Source organism: Rhizobium sp. AAP43 (assembly GCF_001296045.1).
Classification (GTDB): Bacteria; Pseudomonadota; Alphaproteobacteria; order Rhizobiales; family Rhizobiaceae; genus Allorhizobium.
The window spans coordinates 25,038-41,122 of record NZ_LJHS01000030.1 but is presented as its reverse complement, the minus strand read 5'-3'; the positions used below and the strand labels follow the sequence as shown (position 1 = coordinate 41,122).

General features: G+C 59.4%; 11 protein-coding genes. 4 read left to right on the top strand and 7 right to left on the bottom strand.

Annotated features, from left to right (window positions below; translation table 11 throughout):
• The 7 genes from fhuB to IP76_RS16535 form a co-directional block, all read right to left on the bottom strand.
• Positions 1-1,637: Fe(3+)-hydroxamate ABC transporter permease FhuB (gene fhuB, locus IP76_RS16565; protein WP_054159344.1), on the bottom strand; the 1,637-nt coding region annotated here is incomplete at its 3' end.
• On the bottom strand, positions 1,634-2,524 hold the full coding sequence (locus tag IP76_RS16560; RefSeq protein ID WP_054159343.1) for an iron-siderophore ABC transporter substrate-binding protein: 891 nt from the start codon (positions 2,522-2,524) through the stop codon (positions 1,634-1,636). The genes IP76_RS16560 and fhuB, both read right to left, overlap by 4 nt.
• Positions 2,525-2,537: 13 nt before the next feature.
• Positions 2,538-3,350: an ABC transporter ATP-binding protein gene (locus IP76_RS16555; RefSeq protein ID WP_054159342.1), complete on the bottom strand. Its 813-nt coding sequence runs from the start codon at positions 3,348-3,350 to the stop codon at positions 2,538-2,540.
• A gap of 63 nt (positions 3,351-3,413) precedes the next feature.
• On the bottom strand, positions 3,414-4,307 hold the full coding sequence (locus tag IP76_RS16550) for an alpha/beta hydrolase (protein ID WP_054159341.1): 894 nt from the start codon (positions 4,305-4,307) through the stop codon (positions 3,414-3,416).
• Between the two features lie 112 nt (positions 4,308-4,419).
• Entirely contained in the window at positions 4,420-6,453 is a 2,034-nt protein-coding gene (locus tag IP76_RS16545) for a TonB-dependent siderophore receptor (protein ID WP_054159340.1), read from the bottom strand.
• Positions 6,454-7,133: 680 nt separating this feature from the next.
• Entirely contained in the window at positions 7,134-7,559 is a 426-nt protein-coding gene (locus IP76_RS16540) for a hypothetical protein (protein WP_054159339.1), read from the bottom strand.
• Complete coding sequence (locus IP76_RS16535; protein WP_054159338.1) at positions 7,556-7,810, bottom strand: hypothetical protein; 255 nt, start codon at positions 7,808-7,810, stop codon at positions 7,556-7,558. The genes IP76_RS16540 and IP76_RS16535 overlap by 4 nt, the downstream gene beginning before the upstream one ends.
• Before the next feature lie 684 nt (positions 7,811-8,494).
• Here IP76_RS16535 and IP76_RS23335 point away from each other — a divergent pair.
• From IP76_RS23335 to IP76_RS16515, 4 genes are all read left to right on the top strand, one after another.
• Entirely contained in the window at positions 8,495-8,671 is a 177-nt protein-coding gene (locus IP76_RS23335; protein ID WP_054159337.1) for a hypothetical protein, read from the top strand.
• Between the two features lie 213 nt (positions 8,672-8,884).
• Positions 8,885-9,856 (top strand): DUF3991 and toprim domain-containing protein, encoded by a 972-nt coding sequence (locus tag IP76_RS16525; protein ID WP_054159336.1) that lies wholly within the window; start codon positions 8,885-8,887, stop codon positions 9,854-9,856.
• Between the two features lie 119 nt (positions 9,857-9,975).
• Positions 9,976-10,578 carry a DUF1419 domain-containing protein gene (locus tag IP76_RS16520; RefSeq protein ID WP_054159335.1) on the top strand — a complete coding sequence of 201 codons (603 nt, stop codon included), beginning with the start codon at positions 9,976-9,978 and terminating at the stop codon, positions 10,576-10,578.
• 88 nt (positions 10,579-10,666) lie between these two features.
• On the top strand, positions 10,667-15,787 hold the full coding sequence (locus tag IP76_RS16515) for a DEAD/DEAH box helicase family protein (RefSeq protein WP_054159334.1): 5,121 nt from the start codon (positions 10,667-10,669) through the stop codon (positions 15,785-15,787).
• The last annotated feature ends 298 nt before the right edge of the window (positions 15,788-16,085 follow it).

Genomic DNA, 16,085 nt, shown 5'->3' with positions numbered 1-16,085 from the left:
AGCGGCAGGATATCCAGCCAACGGCGCGCGGCAAATGCGATTGCGATCAGCACCGCCGCGACGATGACTTCCACTTGGGCCGTAGTGCCATTGACCAGATAAGTCGAACCGCTCATCCAGCGCATGAGCAGGACGGCTCTCGGATCTCCGGTTGAACTGAGAACGCCGACGGCCGCGTCAACCATGGCGCTCAGTGCGATGCCGGCCAGCAGCACCCGTTCCGGGGCGAAGGTAGAACGACGTGCAGTCAGAAGTATGACGCCGAGAACCGCAACAGCGCCAGCGACGGCGAAGACAAACTGCCCTGAAAGACCGGGGCTGACGGCAAAAAGCGCGATCGCAACGCCAAAAGTTGCGCCAGCGCTGATACCCAAGACCTCGGGGCTCGCCATCTCGTTGCCGGTCAGTTTTTGGAGAATGAGGCCAGCAACGCCAAGCATTGCCCCGGATGCAAAAGCCGCAAATACCTTCGGCGCCCGGATGGCGAGAATGTCGCCGAGGAACTCTCCGGAGACAACAACCCAGGCGCTGCCGGGACCGCGACCCACAAAGAGGCTGATGGCGAGAATCATCAGGATACCGACGACAGCAACGATGACGGGGACTTTCGAATTCCACCGGCGCAACCTTTGACGCGCCGCTGCCTGATCAACCCTGTGGCGGATCTTCAATCGCGGCAGAAGCGCCAGAAGCAATGGCGAGCCGAAGATGGCGGTGACAGCACCCGTTGGCAGGAAGTCTCCTAGACTGCCTGCAACGTTTTGCAGCACGGAGTCGGCGAGAAAGAGAAGTCCAGCACCAATCACCGGGGACCAGACGATTAGTTGCACCGGCCGGCGGGCCCCGCAAAGGCGCGCAAGCGTCGGTGCGACCAGCCCGATGAAGCCGATGACGCCAACCGCGCTGGTGACGAAGGCGGCCAGTGCGACCGCGCAGGCGACGACCACGATGCGAAGCCGAGCAAGCTTGACGCCGAGCGCTACCGAACTGCTCTCACCAAGATCCAGCAGTGAGAGTGGCCTGATCACCAGCGCCGAGATGACGGCAACGCATCCCAGCTTCCAGAGAAGCGAAAGGGGAATGACCCAGCTCTGCTGCGCCAGAGAGCCAGCACCCCAGATGAACAAGCTCGCCAGGTATCGCTGGTTCAGATAGGTCAGAATGGCAGCCAGACCGCCGCACCAGAGGCTCAATACAAGGCCCGAGAGAACCAAGGCGAATGGGGAAAACCCACGCCTGGCCCCGAGACCAATGACGATTGCAGCAGCAACGGTGCTCCCCAGCAAGGCGACCATGTCGCGCCCGACGCCAAGAAGGCCGGGCAAGAAAAGCGACACTATGACCAGTGCGAGATTGGCGCCCGCCGAAACACCGAGCGTCGTCGGATCGGCCAGCGGGTTTCGCAGAACCTGCTGGAACAGGGCACCCGACAGGGCAAGTGCTGCCCCGGCGATGAGCGCGGTGGCGAGCCGGGGTAATGTCGAATGGTAGAGCACCATACGCCCGATGTCGTAGCCCGGTGTGATCGCTTGCGAAAGCGCCGGCTCCACGAGAAACCAGGACGCGAGGCATCCGCCGCAAAGCAGCAGAAGAGAGAGCAGCGCGGGCCCGAGATTATCACGGCTAAGGACACTCATGCGTCTTGTTCCAGAAGGTCGGTCACCAGGCCTGCGAACCGCACGGCCTCGTTGACCATGCCAAACATCAGCGCCGGCGGGATAACGGACACATGGCCGGGCCGGGAGAATGGCAATGATTGCCATAACCGGCTTTCGACCAGTTTCGGCAGAACATCCGAAGGCACGGGCTCAAGCGCGATCAGCCGCGCGTCCGGGTCACTCACGGTGGAGAGATCCTCGATCCCAATCGTCTCAAAGCCCCAATAATTCGATTGCCGTGTCCAGGCGTTCCGCAGCCCAATGCGCTCGAGCGCGTTGTGAAACAGACCAGGGGCCGAGTAGATGCGCGCATGGCGGGCATCCATGAAGCTCACCAGGGCCAGTGAAGGAATGGACCGGCCGGCGAGCCGCGCGCGGCATCCGTCGAAAAATGCGTCTGACCGCTCAAGGAAAAGCTCCGCCTCGCGTTCGCGGCCAAGCTCTGCTGCCAGCTTGCGCGTGGCTGCGATCGATGACGGCAGGATGGGGCCTCCGTCGGGCGTGAAGATTTCAAGCCGCAAAACTTTCGCGATCGGTTCGAGCCTGGGCAGCAGTTCGTCCAGGTAAGGCGTCGTCAGAATGATGTCCGGCTTCAATTGGAGAAGGACCTCGAAATCGACCTCATATGAGCTGCCGATGTCGACAACCGAGTCTGGCATGCGCGGCTCGACCACCCATCGCCCCCAGTCTGCAAGATCGGATATTCCAACCGGAGGCAGGCCGATCGACAGGAGTGTCGATGCCAGCCCGTAGTCGAGGCTGACGATCCGTTTCCCGTCAACACCCGCAAATAGCGGTGTCGGAATCGTTGCGGCTGTAGCTGCAGCTGCGGCACAGTTCAGGAATGAGCGTCGTGAAATCCCCATCACGTGTTCGACCTCAGCAGGCATAGGCAAGCGGATGAGGGAGATGCGGAACGGAAATCACATCCATGTCGATCCCGTAAATGGCATTGAGTGTGTCCGGACGCAGGATTTCGCCCGGCTTGCCGCTGGCAACCACGCGCCCGCCTTTCAGGGCATGGATCCGATCGCAGAAGCGTGCGGCCATGTTGATGTCGTGGAGGACGATGACGACACTCCGGCCGGCTTCATGCGCTAGTCTCCGCACCAGAGACAGCACTTCGATCTGATGCGCGATATCCAATGCCGCGGTCGGTTCATCGAGCAGCAGACAGCGGGCATCCTGTGCAATCAGCATTGCAATCCAAGCGCGCTGGCGCTCGCCGCCGGATAGCGTTCCGACCACACGATCGGCATATCTTTCGATATGAGTTGCTGATATCGCGGCGTCGACCATACTCCTGTCGGTATCGGAGAAACGTCCGAGGGCGCCATGCCAGGGATAGCGGCCACATGCGACGAGTTCACGGATCGTCATCTCAGCACCCGTTCCCAGATCCTGGGGCAGATAGGCGACCGAACGTGCGAATTCACGGCTGTGATATAGATCCAGATCGCGACCGCCGTAATTGACCGATCCGACAGTCGGCATGAGCTGCCGCGCCAAGATTTTCAAAAGGCTGGATTTCCCCGAGCCATTGTGGCCTACAAGAGCCACCACTTCGCCGGCTGGAAAATCGAGGCTGACGTCCGAGAGAATGGCATTGCCTTCGATAGAGAGCCCGATGTTCTCGACCACGAATGTTTGCGTCAATTTGGGGGTTCCACCGGTGTTTTGCGCCGAGGTCATGCCGCCTCCTTTTCTTGCCGTGGCGGGGAAAGGGCGAGCCCGGGACCTGTTACGCCTTGCGCCTCACTGAGCATTTGCATGCGATTCTTCGATCTCCTGCGCAACGGCGAAGGCGATGCTCACGGCCCGATTGACCGCCGGCCCGAGCACGGACATGTGGGTCTGTCCGGTAAACAGCTCGAACTGGGTTCGAATTCCGTCATCGGAACCATCAAGGCGCTCTGCCATCTCTAACGCCAATGCAACCGTCCGTTCGATCTTCTTCTTTTCGAGGCGAGCGGCGGCATCTTCATTGCTATGCTGGAAGGGGGCCAGATGATCGCCTTCGAACTCGCCGGCTGACAAATGCAGGAATGCCGTGTTGCCCGGGACACGTTGGCGAGCCGTCTCATTGTTCAGGATTTCACTGCCCTCCCAGTAGATGGTCGGGCTTGCAGCAATCCAGTTGGCAAACAGTCCAGGCCGCTCAAAAAGGGCGTACAGCGTGAAGAGACCACCGAACGAGTGCCCGAAAAGCGACCGCCGCCTGATGTCGAGCTTCACCATTTGGGCAAGCCGCGGCAAGAGTTGCATCTCTATGAATGCAAGCAGTTCTCCCGTCCCGCCAATGCGGACCGGAGGGCCACCTTCGAAATAGGGGGGATAGGACTTGATCGGCGGGGGGCCCAGGTCCCATGCCCGTCGTTGGGCATTGTAGGGCTCATCACCAGGATATCCGATAGCGGCGACGACACCCCAGTCGATCCCGGTTCCGCTCGGGTAGGGCGCTTGCGTCACAAGGCTGGACACGGCGAAGGGAAAGGTCGCGTTGCCATCTGTCGTCAGCAGCAGCGGCCAACCTTCGGCAGGTGGTTCTCCTTTTGGCACAAACAGGAGGATCCGGTAAGGCTCGCCGCCCGAAACTGGTGCCAGATCGAATTGGACAGTTCCGGGCAGAACGAAGGCGTTTTCAGTCATGGTCGCTCCACAGAAATGTTCAGGCGACGACGTCGTTCATTTCTTCATCCTCAGCTGCGCCTCTGTAAGCGCGGCGGGACGATTGCGAGGAGACGACCGCCCAGGCCGATGATTACCACTGGTACTTCAGCGAGCCGAGAACTGTGCGGTTCCTGCCGGTATAGCAATAACCGTCAGTGCAGACCTGTTCGAGCCGGTTGGCAAGGTTGCTGGCGCTGATGGACAGCGACAAGCCTTTGAGTTCCGGTGACGTGACGCCGAAATCATAGGATAGGGCCGCATCGAAATAGGCGGAGCCAGAGTTCTTGCTGGTATTTGCGTCGCTGGTGAAGGAATCGCTCATGGCGCGTATGCCGGCGCCGATGCTGAGACCGGCCAGGGCCGTATCATCCGGAAGCGCGTAGTTCACCCACAGGGACGCGACATGGCGCGGAACCGTGGACGGCGTGTTGCCGATAAGTGTTTGGTCGATGTTGCTGGTGATTTCGGCATGCGCGTAGGTGTAGGCGGCGATTAGGCTGATGCCGTTCTCGAACTCGGTGCGGCCTTCGAGTTCAAATCCGGTGTAAGTGTTTTCGCCCGAGTTGTGGGAGAACAAGTAGCTAGAATCGTACTGCGGTTTGCCGGTTTCGACCAGCCGATAGACGGCGCCGCTCAACGAGTAGCTTTCGCCCTCGGGCTGGTACTTCACGCCCGCTTCGATCTGGCGGCCTTCGGTTGGATCGAGAACTGAGCCGTCTGCTGAAAGCGCGGTCGAAGGCACGAAGGATGTGCCGTAGCTGAGATAGGGGGCAAGACCGTTGTCGAAGAGGTAGAGGAGACCGAGTTGACCGGAGAGGACGCCATCGTCTTTCTCGCTTGTCGAGCCACCGGGGCCCTTTACGACGGATTCCTGATGCGCCCAGTCATAGCGCAAACCGGCCACGGCACGCCAGTTTCCGAGTTCCATTTGGTCCTGGGCGTATATTCCGGTTTGGCTGAGGTCGCTGCCGGTGAAGTAGTTGAGCGCAGGGACCGGGATAGCAGAGGCGGCCGTACCGGGAGCTACGCTGTCGCTGCCCATGGCAAAGTCCGATGTGACATAGGTGTAGTCGAGGCCTGCGAGCAGCGTGTGTGAGATGCTGCCGGTATCGAACTGACCTTCAACCTGGTTGTCGATCTGGTAGGTGCGCATGTCGTCCGTCACCGCGGTCGTCGGCCAGTCGCCATTGGTGTCGAGGTTTACACGATCGAGATAATGCGCCTTCAGCTCGACATCCCCAGCTCTGGCGTTCTGGCGGAAGGTCAGGCCGTTTTCGAATTCATGCTCCAGCTGGTAGCCGAGCTGGTATTGGTCGACCTTCTGGCTGTTGAATTCCGGGTCGGTATAGAGGAAGACGTCATCCCCCTGCAGATAGCTCCAAGCGCTGGCGCCTGTCTCGCCCTTCTGTGCCAAACCGTAGACGGTGAACGTCGTACTGTCGCTCGGCTTCCAGGTGAACGACGGCTGCAGGAGATAGCGATCATCTGCGATATCGTAGCTTCCTTCACCCTCGCGGGTGAGGCCAACCACACGGTAGAACATCTCGTCATTGATGGGACCGCCAAAGTCGAAGGCGGCCTGCTTACGGCCGACGGTGCCATATTGCAGCTCGACCTCGTGATGGGCTTCCTCGAGCGGCAGCTTGGAAATACGGTTGACAATGCCGGCTGCACTCGCGGCGCCGTACATAACAGAGACCGGCCCCTTCAACACCTCGATGCGATCCAGTGTATAGACCTCGGTCGCGAAAGAGCCATAGGTCATGATCGGCTGGCGCAGTCCGTCTCGGAAGTCACCCGCAGTCGTGGTTTCTATTCCGCGGATGTAGATCTGGTCGAAACGCGGGTCGTAGCCAAAGGCACCGGTGGTAACGCCGGAACTGTAGCGGGTCGCCTGGATCATGTCGGTTGCTGCGCGTTGCTCCAGTTCCTCACGGGTAACGACAGAAATCGCACGGGGTGTCTCGACGAGTGGCGTGTCAGTCTTCAGGGCAGAAACCGAGCGTTCTGGGACGAGGGTGTCATTGTCCTCGCTGATTTTCTCGGCACCGGCTCCATTGACTATGATCGGCGCCAGCTCTGTGACGCCACTGGTGGCATCCTGCGCAAATACCGTGGTCGGCATCAATGAAACAATTATCACACCAATAAGTGCGGTAGATCCGAGCAAATGGTAGCGCAAGCTCAACTCGCGATTTGAAAAAATCATTGCCCGGTCCTTTTTGGCAAGCAGAAAACTTTGGTGAAACATCCGCGAAATCACGGATCTGGAGCAGCGAGGGAGGGGCGCTGGGCGACAAGTCTCGCCGGGCCCATCTATAGAAACTGAATTTCTGGTGATCAATATAATATGAATGACATTATCAACTTTTTTCGCGGATGCGCCCTTAAGGTTGATCTGCTTCGCCAACCATCTTCAGTCGCCGCTTCTCTTGGCTCTCTACACACGCGATTGCCAAAGGAGTGCGTATGTGGCTTGTGCCGTAGATAACTGATGGTGACGTTCAGAAATGAAATTCGATCTTTGCTGCGCTGAGCCTTCAGCTTCACGTATGTTCCATAATATATGTTACGCGACATTCAGTAAATTATTGCAAAACAAAGATAAAAGGTCGTATGTATGATCGTGCTCAGCGGCTCAGTTCACTGAGCTGTCCGGATGTGCCGGTACCGAATGCTTAGGCTTCCACTTCGCTAAAGGGAAGCTCGATATCCTTGGCGAACCCTCCTGGTCCCCGCTCCTATTGATGCCCGTAGAACGCTTTCCCAAGGCCGCAAGCGGTGCGGAAACACCGGTCTCAAACACTATCGTTTCGTCTGACCAAGACGGTGCTCTGCGACTGCTTTGGCGAGACGTTTACGGATTTCGAGGAAGAATTCCTCAGGTATCATTCCGTAGTCCACTCGTGATGGATCATCAGGGCGGGGGCGTATTTCTGGGCTAGGCCATTCGAATTCATTCACTTCTGAAACGCGCACCCAGTTCCTGTCTTTATCCAAGCCGATCGCGGCACAAATTTCCGCAGGAATTTCAAGTGAATCATTTTCTTCTCCTACCTCTGGGTAGGAGTGTGAAATGGGCACCACCAAAGTCTTGTTGGTTTTCTTTGTGTATAGAACGATAGCACAAGGCCTCTCTTTGTTGCTGCTAAAGAGGCCTTTTTGATTGTCAACGTCCCAGAGATAATCGAAGCGGATCACCAGACCCGGTATCGGCTCGGGATAATTCACTCTGATGCTTTACCGTATTCTGCGCTCATGATTGCTGCCAGCATCTCGTCATCCATGTCTCTGGCATGGATCGCTCGCCGCTCCTTACTTTTCAGCCGCTCGTAGTTTTCGAGTTCCTTCAAGCTGATATATGCGCCAATCGGACGGCCATGAGATGTGACCTCGACGCCACCCGAAGCCGTCGCCTCGTGGCTGTATTTGCCAAACTCTTTAGCGAAGGTCGTTGCTGCAACCTGAATTGCGTAACCCATGGGCTAACTCCTCATTTCGCCCTAAAATACGGAAATTCCGTATTTTGTCAATTCGAAGACCAACCGTTTGGTTCCCAAGCCCTCCTGAGCAGACGTTTGAGCGCCTGAGCTTGCTGTCGTTACAGAAGTCAGTGCCATAGCACCTGCCGCTGACGCCTTCCAGTTCGACGGATGCGCATGTGGTTTTGCTACATATCCGGGTTTACGTCGCCACGATGCGCTGGCGTGCTCATTGCCTGGCCCTGGACACATAGCCCAACCGCCGACCATGGCGCCCTCCCCGAAGCGTCGGCACAGTCGAATCCAGCAAGGCCGGTGAGAATGCCTGGTTACTCTCCGTGATCCGGCAGAGGATTCTGATCACCTGGCTCTCACACAAGTCACGTTAATCCCTCCAACCGCTCATACGCGCAGTGGCCAGCGCACCAGAAATCCGTGCATCAGGCATAGGCGACCTGTTCCGACCGAGTGGCACATCTGGGCACCAGCCGGAAGCAGATCAATCCCGCTCTCATTCGATGGCTTCCTGGCCCGGTTCCGGATCTTCCACGATCAACCCGCAAGGGGTCCGCTAGCAAGCTGCGGCCGCTTTCGGCTGCGCCTTCACGGTGATCGCGCCCGTTCCCGGGCCTTTGAGGGAGCCATCGAGCGGGAATTGACCCGCTCCCGGATGGAGCCTCTGAAATGTCACACGATCTCGCTCTCGCACAATCCCATGCCTTCCAGCTTTCCCGCGACCTGATGGTCCCGGTGACCGTCTTCGAAGTCGACGGCGAATACGGCGTGCTTCCTTCTGACGAGATCGACTGCGACGATGACCTGGAGATCCTCCATGAGTTCTTCCCGTGGCCGGCCCATTGAGCCGGCCTGCGCCGCTTTGGCGGCGAGCGTTCCTGCCACTTGCGAGGCAAGGGCCGCAAGGGAGGCTCTGCCGCGGCTGTGCTTTGACACCTACCACTTCTGGCAGTTGTCAGCCGCGCCCTTGCGGCCTTTGCTCTTCGTGGCTGGCCGGAACTGACCCGCAAACTGCGGGAGATTAGATGTGAGAGGACCGATCGGAAGGCGCTCGGCTGAATGAGGAATAGAAGAGAAATAGAAGAACTGCGAAACCGGGTTCCATGCTCAACGGTGCTCGAGGCATCCGGCTTTGCAATCGACGTCAAGGAAAGCACGCGCCGGGCGGTCAAATTCCGGCGAGCTGCCGAAATCATCATCGTGACCCATGAAGGTCGGGGATGGTTCGATCCGTTGAGCGACGCAAAAGGCGATGTATTCTCGCTTGTGACGGCTCTTGAGAGTGTTGGATTCGTTGAAGGAGTGAGCCGTGTCGCTGCTCTCTCCGGATATTCTCCGTCCTCCCCTGCGTGGCGCGATACTGAAGGAAAAACGCCGCAAGCGTCCGTGCTCGATAGGTGGGAGCAGCGCAAGCGCCCGAAGCCTGGGTCCGATACCTGGTGCTATATCTGCTGGACCCGTGCCCTTCCGGATGCCGTCGTTCGCCAGGCGGTCCAGGCGGGCGTCCTTCGCGAGGGACCATTCGGAAGCATGTGGGCTGCGCATACGGACAAGGATGGCGTTGTCTCCGGTTGGGAGGAACGAGGCCCGGATTGGCGTGGTTTCGCGTCCGGAGGGATGAAAATCCTGTTCCGGTTCGGCGCGGTCGCTCCCATCCGGCTCTGCGTCACCGAGGCTGCCATTGATGCGATGAGCCTTGCGGCGATCGAGGGCGTTCGGGATGGCACGCTCTACGTCAGCACCGGCGGAGGCTGGTCGCCGGCAACTGAAGCCGCCTTAAGACTGCTCCTATCCGACACTGGCGCACAACTCGTTGCCGCCACCGACGCCAACCCTCAAGGGGAAAGCTTTGCCGACCGTCTCCGGGCCTTAAGCGATGAGATGTCGAGCGACTGGTTACGCCTGCGGCCGCCGGCGGACGACTGGAATGCGGTCCTGCAGGAAAGAAAGAAGGAGAATGCGAATATGGAGAGTGGAAAACGACGTGCCGCATCTCCATCGACCGCATCAAGGGAGGCTGCGCCCGGCTGACGCCGGCCCTTGACCCGGCCAAGCGGAATGGCGGCGGCCCGGAAGGTATCACGAGGGACAGAAGAGGAAGATGATCAAGTGGTCATCGCTTCGGTCCGGATATCTTGAAGGAGCCGACAATGAATGCTGCAAACTCAGTCCGGAAAGTCTTCGAAGGGGTCGCCACTCGATCGCAGATGTTCAAGTTGTTTGACCGACACTACCAGAGGCCTGACAGATGGGAGGCAGACCCTACTCCCCTTTACAGCGGTGAGTGGTTCGAGATCGACGAGACGCTCTATGACTACATGCTCGAAATCCTGCCTCCGCTCTGGATGCGCGGACCGATTTTCGCCCTGCGCGAATTCTTGACCGGCTCGATCACCAGCGTCTTTTTCGGGCTGCGTATCGATGACAGAACCCGCTATTTCCACGGCTACTGCGATTTGTCCGATGGGACTACCGTCGAGACGATGCGCAAGGCAATCGTTGAGCGAGAGACCCGGCCTGTTCGCGCCATGACGCGCCAGGAGCGGCTTGAGCATATCTGGAGCAGTACAGCCGACGCCTATCGCGGCTATGCCGGCGATGGATTTCCGCAGGCGGTGCGAGGAAGGCGAACCGTGATGTTCTGGAGTGCCGGACAAGGCACCCTCCTGAAACTGCTCGACCATCTGACAGACGAAGAGATCGCCGCGAAGCTGCCGGTTCACATGCGGCACTTGCCTGCGATCGCCGCCTAAGCCCCCACCAATCGAACACTTCCCGCGCCCGTGAACCGCCAATTCCAGACGGGCGATGGATGGCGCTCGCCCATGAAGGAGAATAACGATGAGCAACGATCCCTTTTCGATTGGTCAGCCTGGCACTTTCGACATGTTTGGCAGTTCGGCCCTTTCATCCGGGCTCGGGCTTGGCCTCAACGGTCTTGGGGGCTTCGGTCCCATCGCTGCCAATGACGACGATCCGGATCCCACCCCACCCTCGCCTGCACCATCAAGTGTGCTTCCAGATGAACGACGACCCATGGTCCGCAAGCAGAGCGCGCGCGCCAATTTCTACCTTGATGACGGGGATCGTTCTCTCGCCTCAAGCTGGAAGGAGCGAGGGCGGATCAACATTGCAGCCATCCTCACGGCGAACGAGATCGAGCGGCACCATGTGCCGGTCACGCGCGAGCATCAGGAACGGCTGATCCGCTTCACCGGCTTCGGTGCGTCAGATCTGGCGAACGGAATGTTTCGGCGCCCGGGCGAGGCCGAATTTCGCGATGGTTGGGAGGATCTTGGTGCTTCGCTTGAAACCGCGGTCAGTGAGGCGGACTACGCGTCGCTTGCTCGTTGCACCCAATATGCGCATTTCACGCCGGAGTTCATCATCAGGGCGATCTGGACAGGTCTTCAGCGCCTTGGCTGGCGGGGTGGTCGGGTTCTCGAACCGGGTATCGGCACGGGACTGTTTCCTGCGCTGATGCCGACCGAGTACCGCGACTGCGCCTATGTCACCGGTATCGAGCTCGATCCCGTCACGGCCAGGATTGCAAGGCTCCTGCAGCCCCGAGCGCGGATCATCAACGGCGATTTCGCCCGCGCCGATCTGACCGCGATCTATGATCTTGCTGTCGGCAATCCACCCTTTTCCGATCGTACGGTCCGTTCGGACCGATCTTATCGTTCGCTTGGCCTGCGGCTGCACGACTACTTCATTGCACGGTCGATCGATCTCCTGAAGCCGGGCGCGCTGGCGGCCTTCGTCACCAGTGCCGGCACGATGGACAAGGCGGATACGACCGCGCGGGAGCATATCGCCAGGTCCGCTGACATGATTGCAGCGGTCCGCCTACCCGAGGGCAGTTTTCGTCGCGATGCCGGCACTGACACAGTGGTCGATCTCCTTTTCTTCCGAAAGCGCAAGATCGGTGAGCCTGAGGGCGATGCTCTGTGGCTCGACGTCGAAGAAATAAGGTCAGCATCTGATGATGAAGCTGTGATCCGCGTGAATCGCTGGTTTTCCCGTCATCCTGAATTTGTGCTCGGAACCCACGCGCTGACCTCAGGTCCCTTCGGCGAAACCTACACCTGCCGGCCGCGTGCCGGTGGTGATCTTGTAACGCATCTGCACGCCGCAATCGCGCTTCTTCCCGAGGGGATCTATGACGGCGAGCCGACGCCAATCGATCTCGACCTTGAGGATGAGTTGGGCGCTATCGTCGATTTCCGGCCCGCGACCTCCCAGGTTCGCGAGGGTAGCTATATGGTCGATCAGCGGCATGGCCTGATGCAGATCGTCGACGGTGCGCCTGTGGCGGTCACCGTTCGCACTAGCCGCACCGGCGACGGCATCCCGGAAAAGCACATCCGTATCATCAAGAAGCTGATCCCGATCCGGGATGCCGTGCGCGACCTTCTCAAGGCACAGGAAACTGATCATCCCTGGCGTCACGCACAGGTGCGGTTGCGGATTGCCTGGTCGAGCTTTGTGCGCGAGTTCGGCCCCATCAACCACACAACTGTCTCGATCCAGGAGAACCCCGAGACAGACGAGGTTCGAGAATCCCACCGTCAGCCCAACCTGCATCCGTTCCGGGACGATCCCGATTGTTGGCTGGTGGCCTCGATCGAGGACTATGATATCGACACTGATACAGCCAAGCCGGGTCCGATCTTCTCCGACCGGGTCATCGCTCCCCCTGCCCCACCCGTCGTCACCAGCGCCACAGATGCACTGGCCGTCGTGCTCAATGAAGCAGGCCGGGTCGATCTCGATCACATCGCCGAGCTTTTGCACTGCGATCGCGATACCGTGCTCGATCAACTGGGTGAGGCGATCTTCCAGGATCCGGCTGACGGCGTCTGGCAGACAGCCGATGCTTATCTTGCGGGCCAGGTCCGCACAAAGCTTGCAGTCGCTGAGGCCGCCGCCGCACTCAACCCCGCCTTCCAGCGGAATGTCCGAGCGCTGCAGGACGTGCAGCCGGCTGACCTGCGTCCGTCCGATATCACAGCGCGCCTTGGCGCACCCTGGATCCCGGCTGCCGATGTCGCCGCCTATGTGAAAGAGATGATGGAGGCCGATATCCGGATCCACCATATGCCAGAACTTGGCTCCTGGACTGTCGACGGACGGCAGCTTGGATACTCCGCCGCTGGCACATCGGAATGGGGCACGAGCCGTCGCCATGCGGGCGAGCTTCTGTCGGACACCTTGAACAGCCGCGTGCCGCAGATCTTCGACCTCATCAAGGACGTGAATGGCCAGAGGCGGGTGCTCAATGTGATCGATACCGAGGCCGCCCGCGAAAAGCTGCAGAAGATCCGTAGTGAGTTCGAACGCTGGGTCTGGACCGATCCGGATCGCACCGACCGGCTGGTGCGGGATTACAACGACCGCTTCAACAACATTGCGCCGCGCAAGTTCGACGGCTCGCATCTCAAGCTTCCCGGCGCCTCTGGCGCCTTCGTTCTTTATGGACACCAGAAGCGCGGCATCTGGCGGATCATCGCTGACGGCTCGACTTATCTCGCCCATGCCGTTGGCGCTGGCAAGACGATGACCATGGCGGCTGCGATCATGGAACAGCGGCGGCTCGGTCTGATTGCCAAAGCAATGCTGGTCGTTCCCGGCCATTGCCTGGCCCAGGCCGCCCGCGAATTCCTGGGCCTCTATCCAGGCGCACGCATCCTGGTGGCCGACGAAACCAACTTCTCCAAGGACAAGCGGGCCCGGTTCCTCAGTCGTGCCGCAACGGCAACCTGGGATGCGATCATCATCACCCATTCGGCCTTCAAGTTCATCAGCGTCCCCTCCTCCTTCGAACAGCAGATGATCCAGGATGAGTTGCAGCTTTACGAGGATCTACTGGTCAAGGTCGACAGCGAGGACCGCGTATCGCTCAAGCGCCTTGAGCGATTGAAGGAAGGTCTGGAGGAGCGGCTGCAAGCACTCATCACGAGGAAGGACGATCTGCTGACCATCTCGGAGGTCGGAGTGGACCAGATTGTCGTCGACGAGGCGCAAGAGTTCCGCAAGCTTTCATTTGCGACGAACATGTCGACGCTGAAGGGTATCGATCCGAACGGCTCGCAACGTGCCTGGGACCTCTATGTTAAGTCGCGCTTCATAGAAACGAAGAACCCAGGCCGGGCGCTGGTGCTGGCCTCCGGTACGCCGATCACCAACACACTCGGTGAGATGTTCTCGATCCAGCGCCTGCTCGGCCATGCCGATCTTCAGGAGCGCGGGTTGCATGAATTTGACGCCTGGGCATCGTGCTTTGGAGATACGGTGACCGAGCTCGAGATCCAGCCATCGGGTAAATACAAGCCGGTCAGTCGCTTTGCTTCGTTCGTCAATGTCCCGGAGCTGATTGCGATGTTCCGCCGCTTTGCGGATGTGGTCATGCCGTCTGACCTCAGGGGCCATGTTCGGGTCCCGGATGTTTCGACCGGCCGCCGGCAGATCGTGACCGCCTCACCGACGCCGATGTTCCAGACCTATCAGCAGCTCCTCGCAACGCGGATCAAAGCGATCGAAGAGCGTGAGGGTCCGGCAAAGCCGGGTGACGATATCCTGCTTTCCGTGATCACGGACGGACGGCACGCCGCGATAGATCTCCGCCTGGTCATGCCGGCGAGCGGTGACGAGCCGGAAAACAAGCTCAATCTCCTGATCGGGAATGCGTTTCGCATCTGGCAGGAAACATCTGAGAACACCTACCAGCGCCCCGATGGTAAGCCATATGACTTGCCCGGTGCGGCGCAAATGATCTTCTCCGATCTGGGTACGATCAATGTCGAGAAGTCCAGAGGCTTCTCCGCCTACCGCTGGATCCGTGACGAACTGATCCGGCTTGGTGTACCGCCGTCAGAAATCGCCTATATGCAGGACTTCAAGAAGATAGACGCCAAGCAGCGGCTGTTCGGCGATGTCCGCGCCGGCCGCGTTCGCTTCCTGATCGGCAGTTCCGAGACCATGGGTACCGGCGTCAATGCTCAACTTCGGCTGAAGGCGCTCCACCATCTCGATGTGCCGTGGCTGCCCTCTCAAATCGAGCAGCGTGAGGGCCGCATAGTTCGCCAGGGCAATCAGCACGACGTCGTCGATATCTTCGCCTATGCGACGCAAGGATCTCTTGATGCCTCGATGTGGCAGAACAACGAACGCAAGGCCCGCTTCATCGCGGCCGCCCTTTCCGGCGACACCTCGATCCGGCGTCTTGAAGATCTGGGCGAAGGTCAGGCAAACCAGTTCGCCATGGCCAAGGCGATCGCGTCTGGCGACGAACGCCTGATGAAGAAGGCGGGGCTCGAAGCCGATATCGCACGCCTTGAACGTCTGCGCGCCGCCCATGAGGACGACCTCTGTGCGGTGCGACGTCAGATCAAAGATGCGGAGCGGGATATCCAGCATTCAACGCAGCGCATCGAAGAGATAGGGCAAGATATCTGCCGTCTCGTTCCGACAGAGGGGGACGCCTTCACAATGACCGCACTCAGCAAGGCCTATACCGAGCGCAAGGAGGCGGGCCGAGCAATTATGAAAGAAATTCTGACCCTGGTGCAGCTCCAGCAGGAGGGTGAGGTCCACCTTGCGACGATCGGCGGTTTCGATCTCGTCTTCGATGGAGAGCGGATCGGCAAGGACGGTTTCCTGTACCAGACCCTTCTCAAGCGCACGGGCACCGACCATGAAATCGATCTCGCCGTCACGGTCACGGCTCTAGGAGCGATATTGAGGCTGGAACATGCACTCGGCGGGTTTGACGAAGAACAACGCCGATATCGCCATCAGCTCGATTGCGCTGAACAGCGCCTGAAATCCTATCTGTCTCGTGATGGTGGCGTGTTTGCCTTCGCCGACGAACTCGCTGAGAAACGCCGGCAGCTGCGGGAAAACGAAGCGCTGCTTGCAGCGGATTTCGACACTGATACAGACCAAGCGTCCGCCGGATAGCTGCACTGCGCAAAATTTAGGTGCAATGCGATGAGAAATTCATCATAGTGCACGCAGCTGATGCACATGGCGGCTTCCTCCCAGTTCCGCCGCAGCAGCTGTTCCCCTCTGGAGGTTTATGATCTCCACACTTTATGGGCCGCGGCTTATGCCGGTGGCCCTTTTTTTTGGCCATCGTTTGACTAGACCCCCGGTCCAGGACCGGGCCTGCGAAAGCAGAGAGCAGACGCTTGCATCATTGCGCGGTCATGCGTTCGCCGTCCGCGCTTGAAACAATGAAGCCTCCTGCAAAGGTATG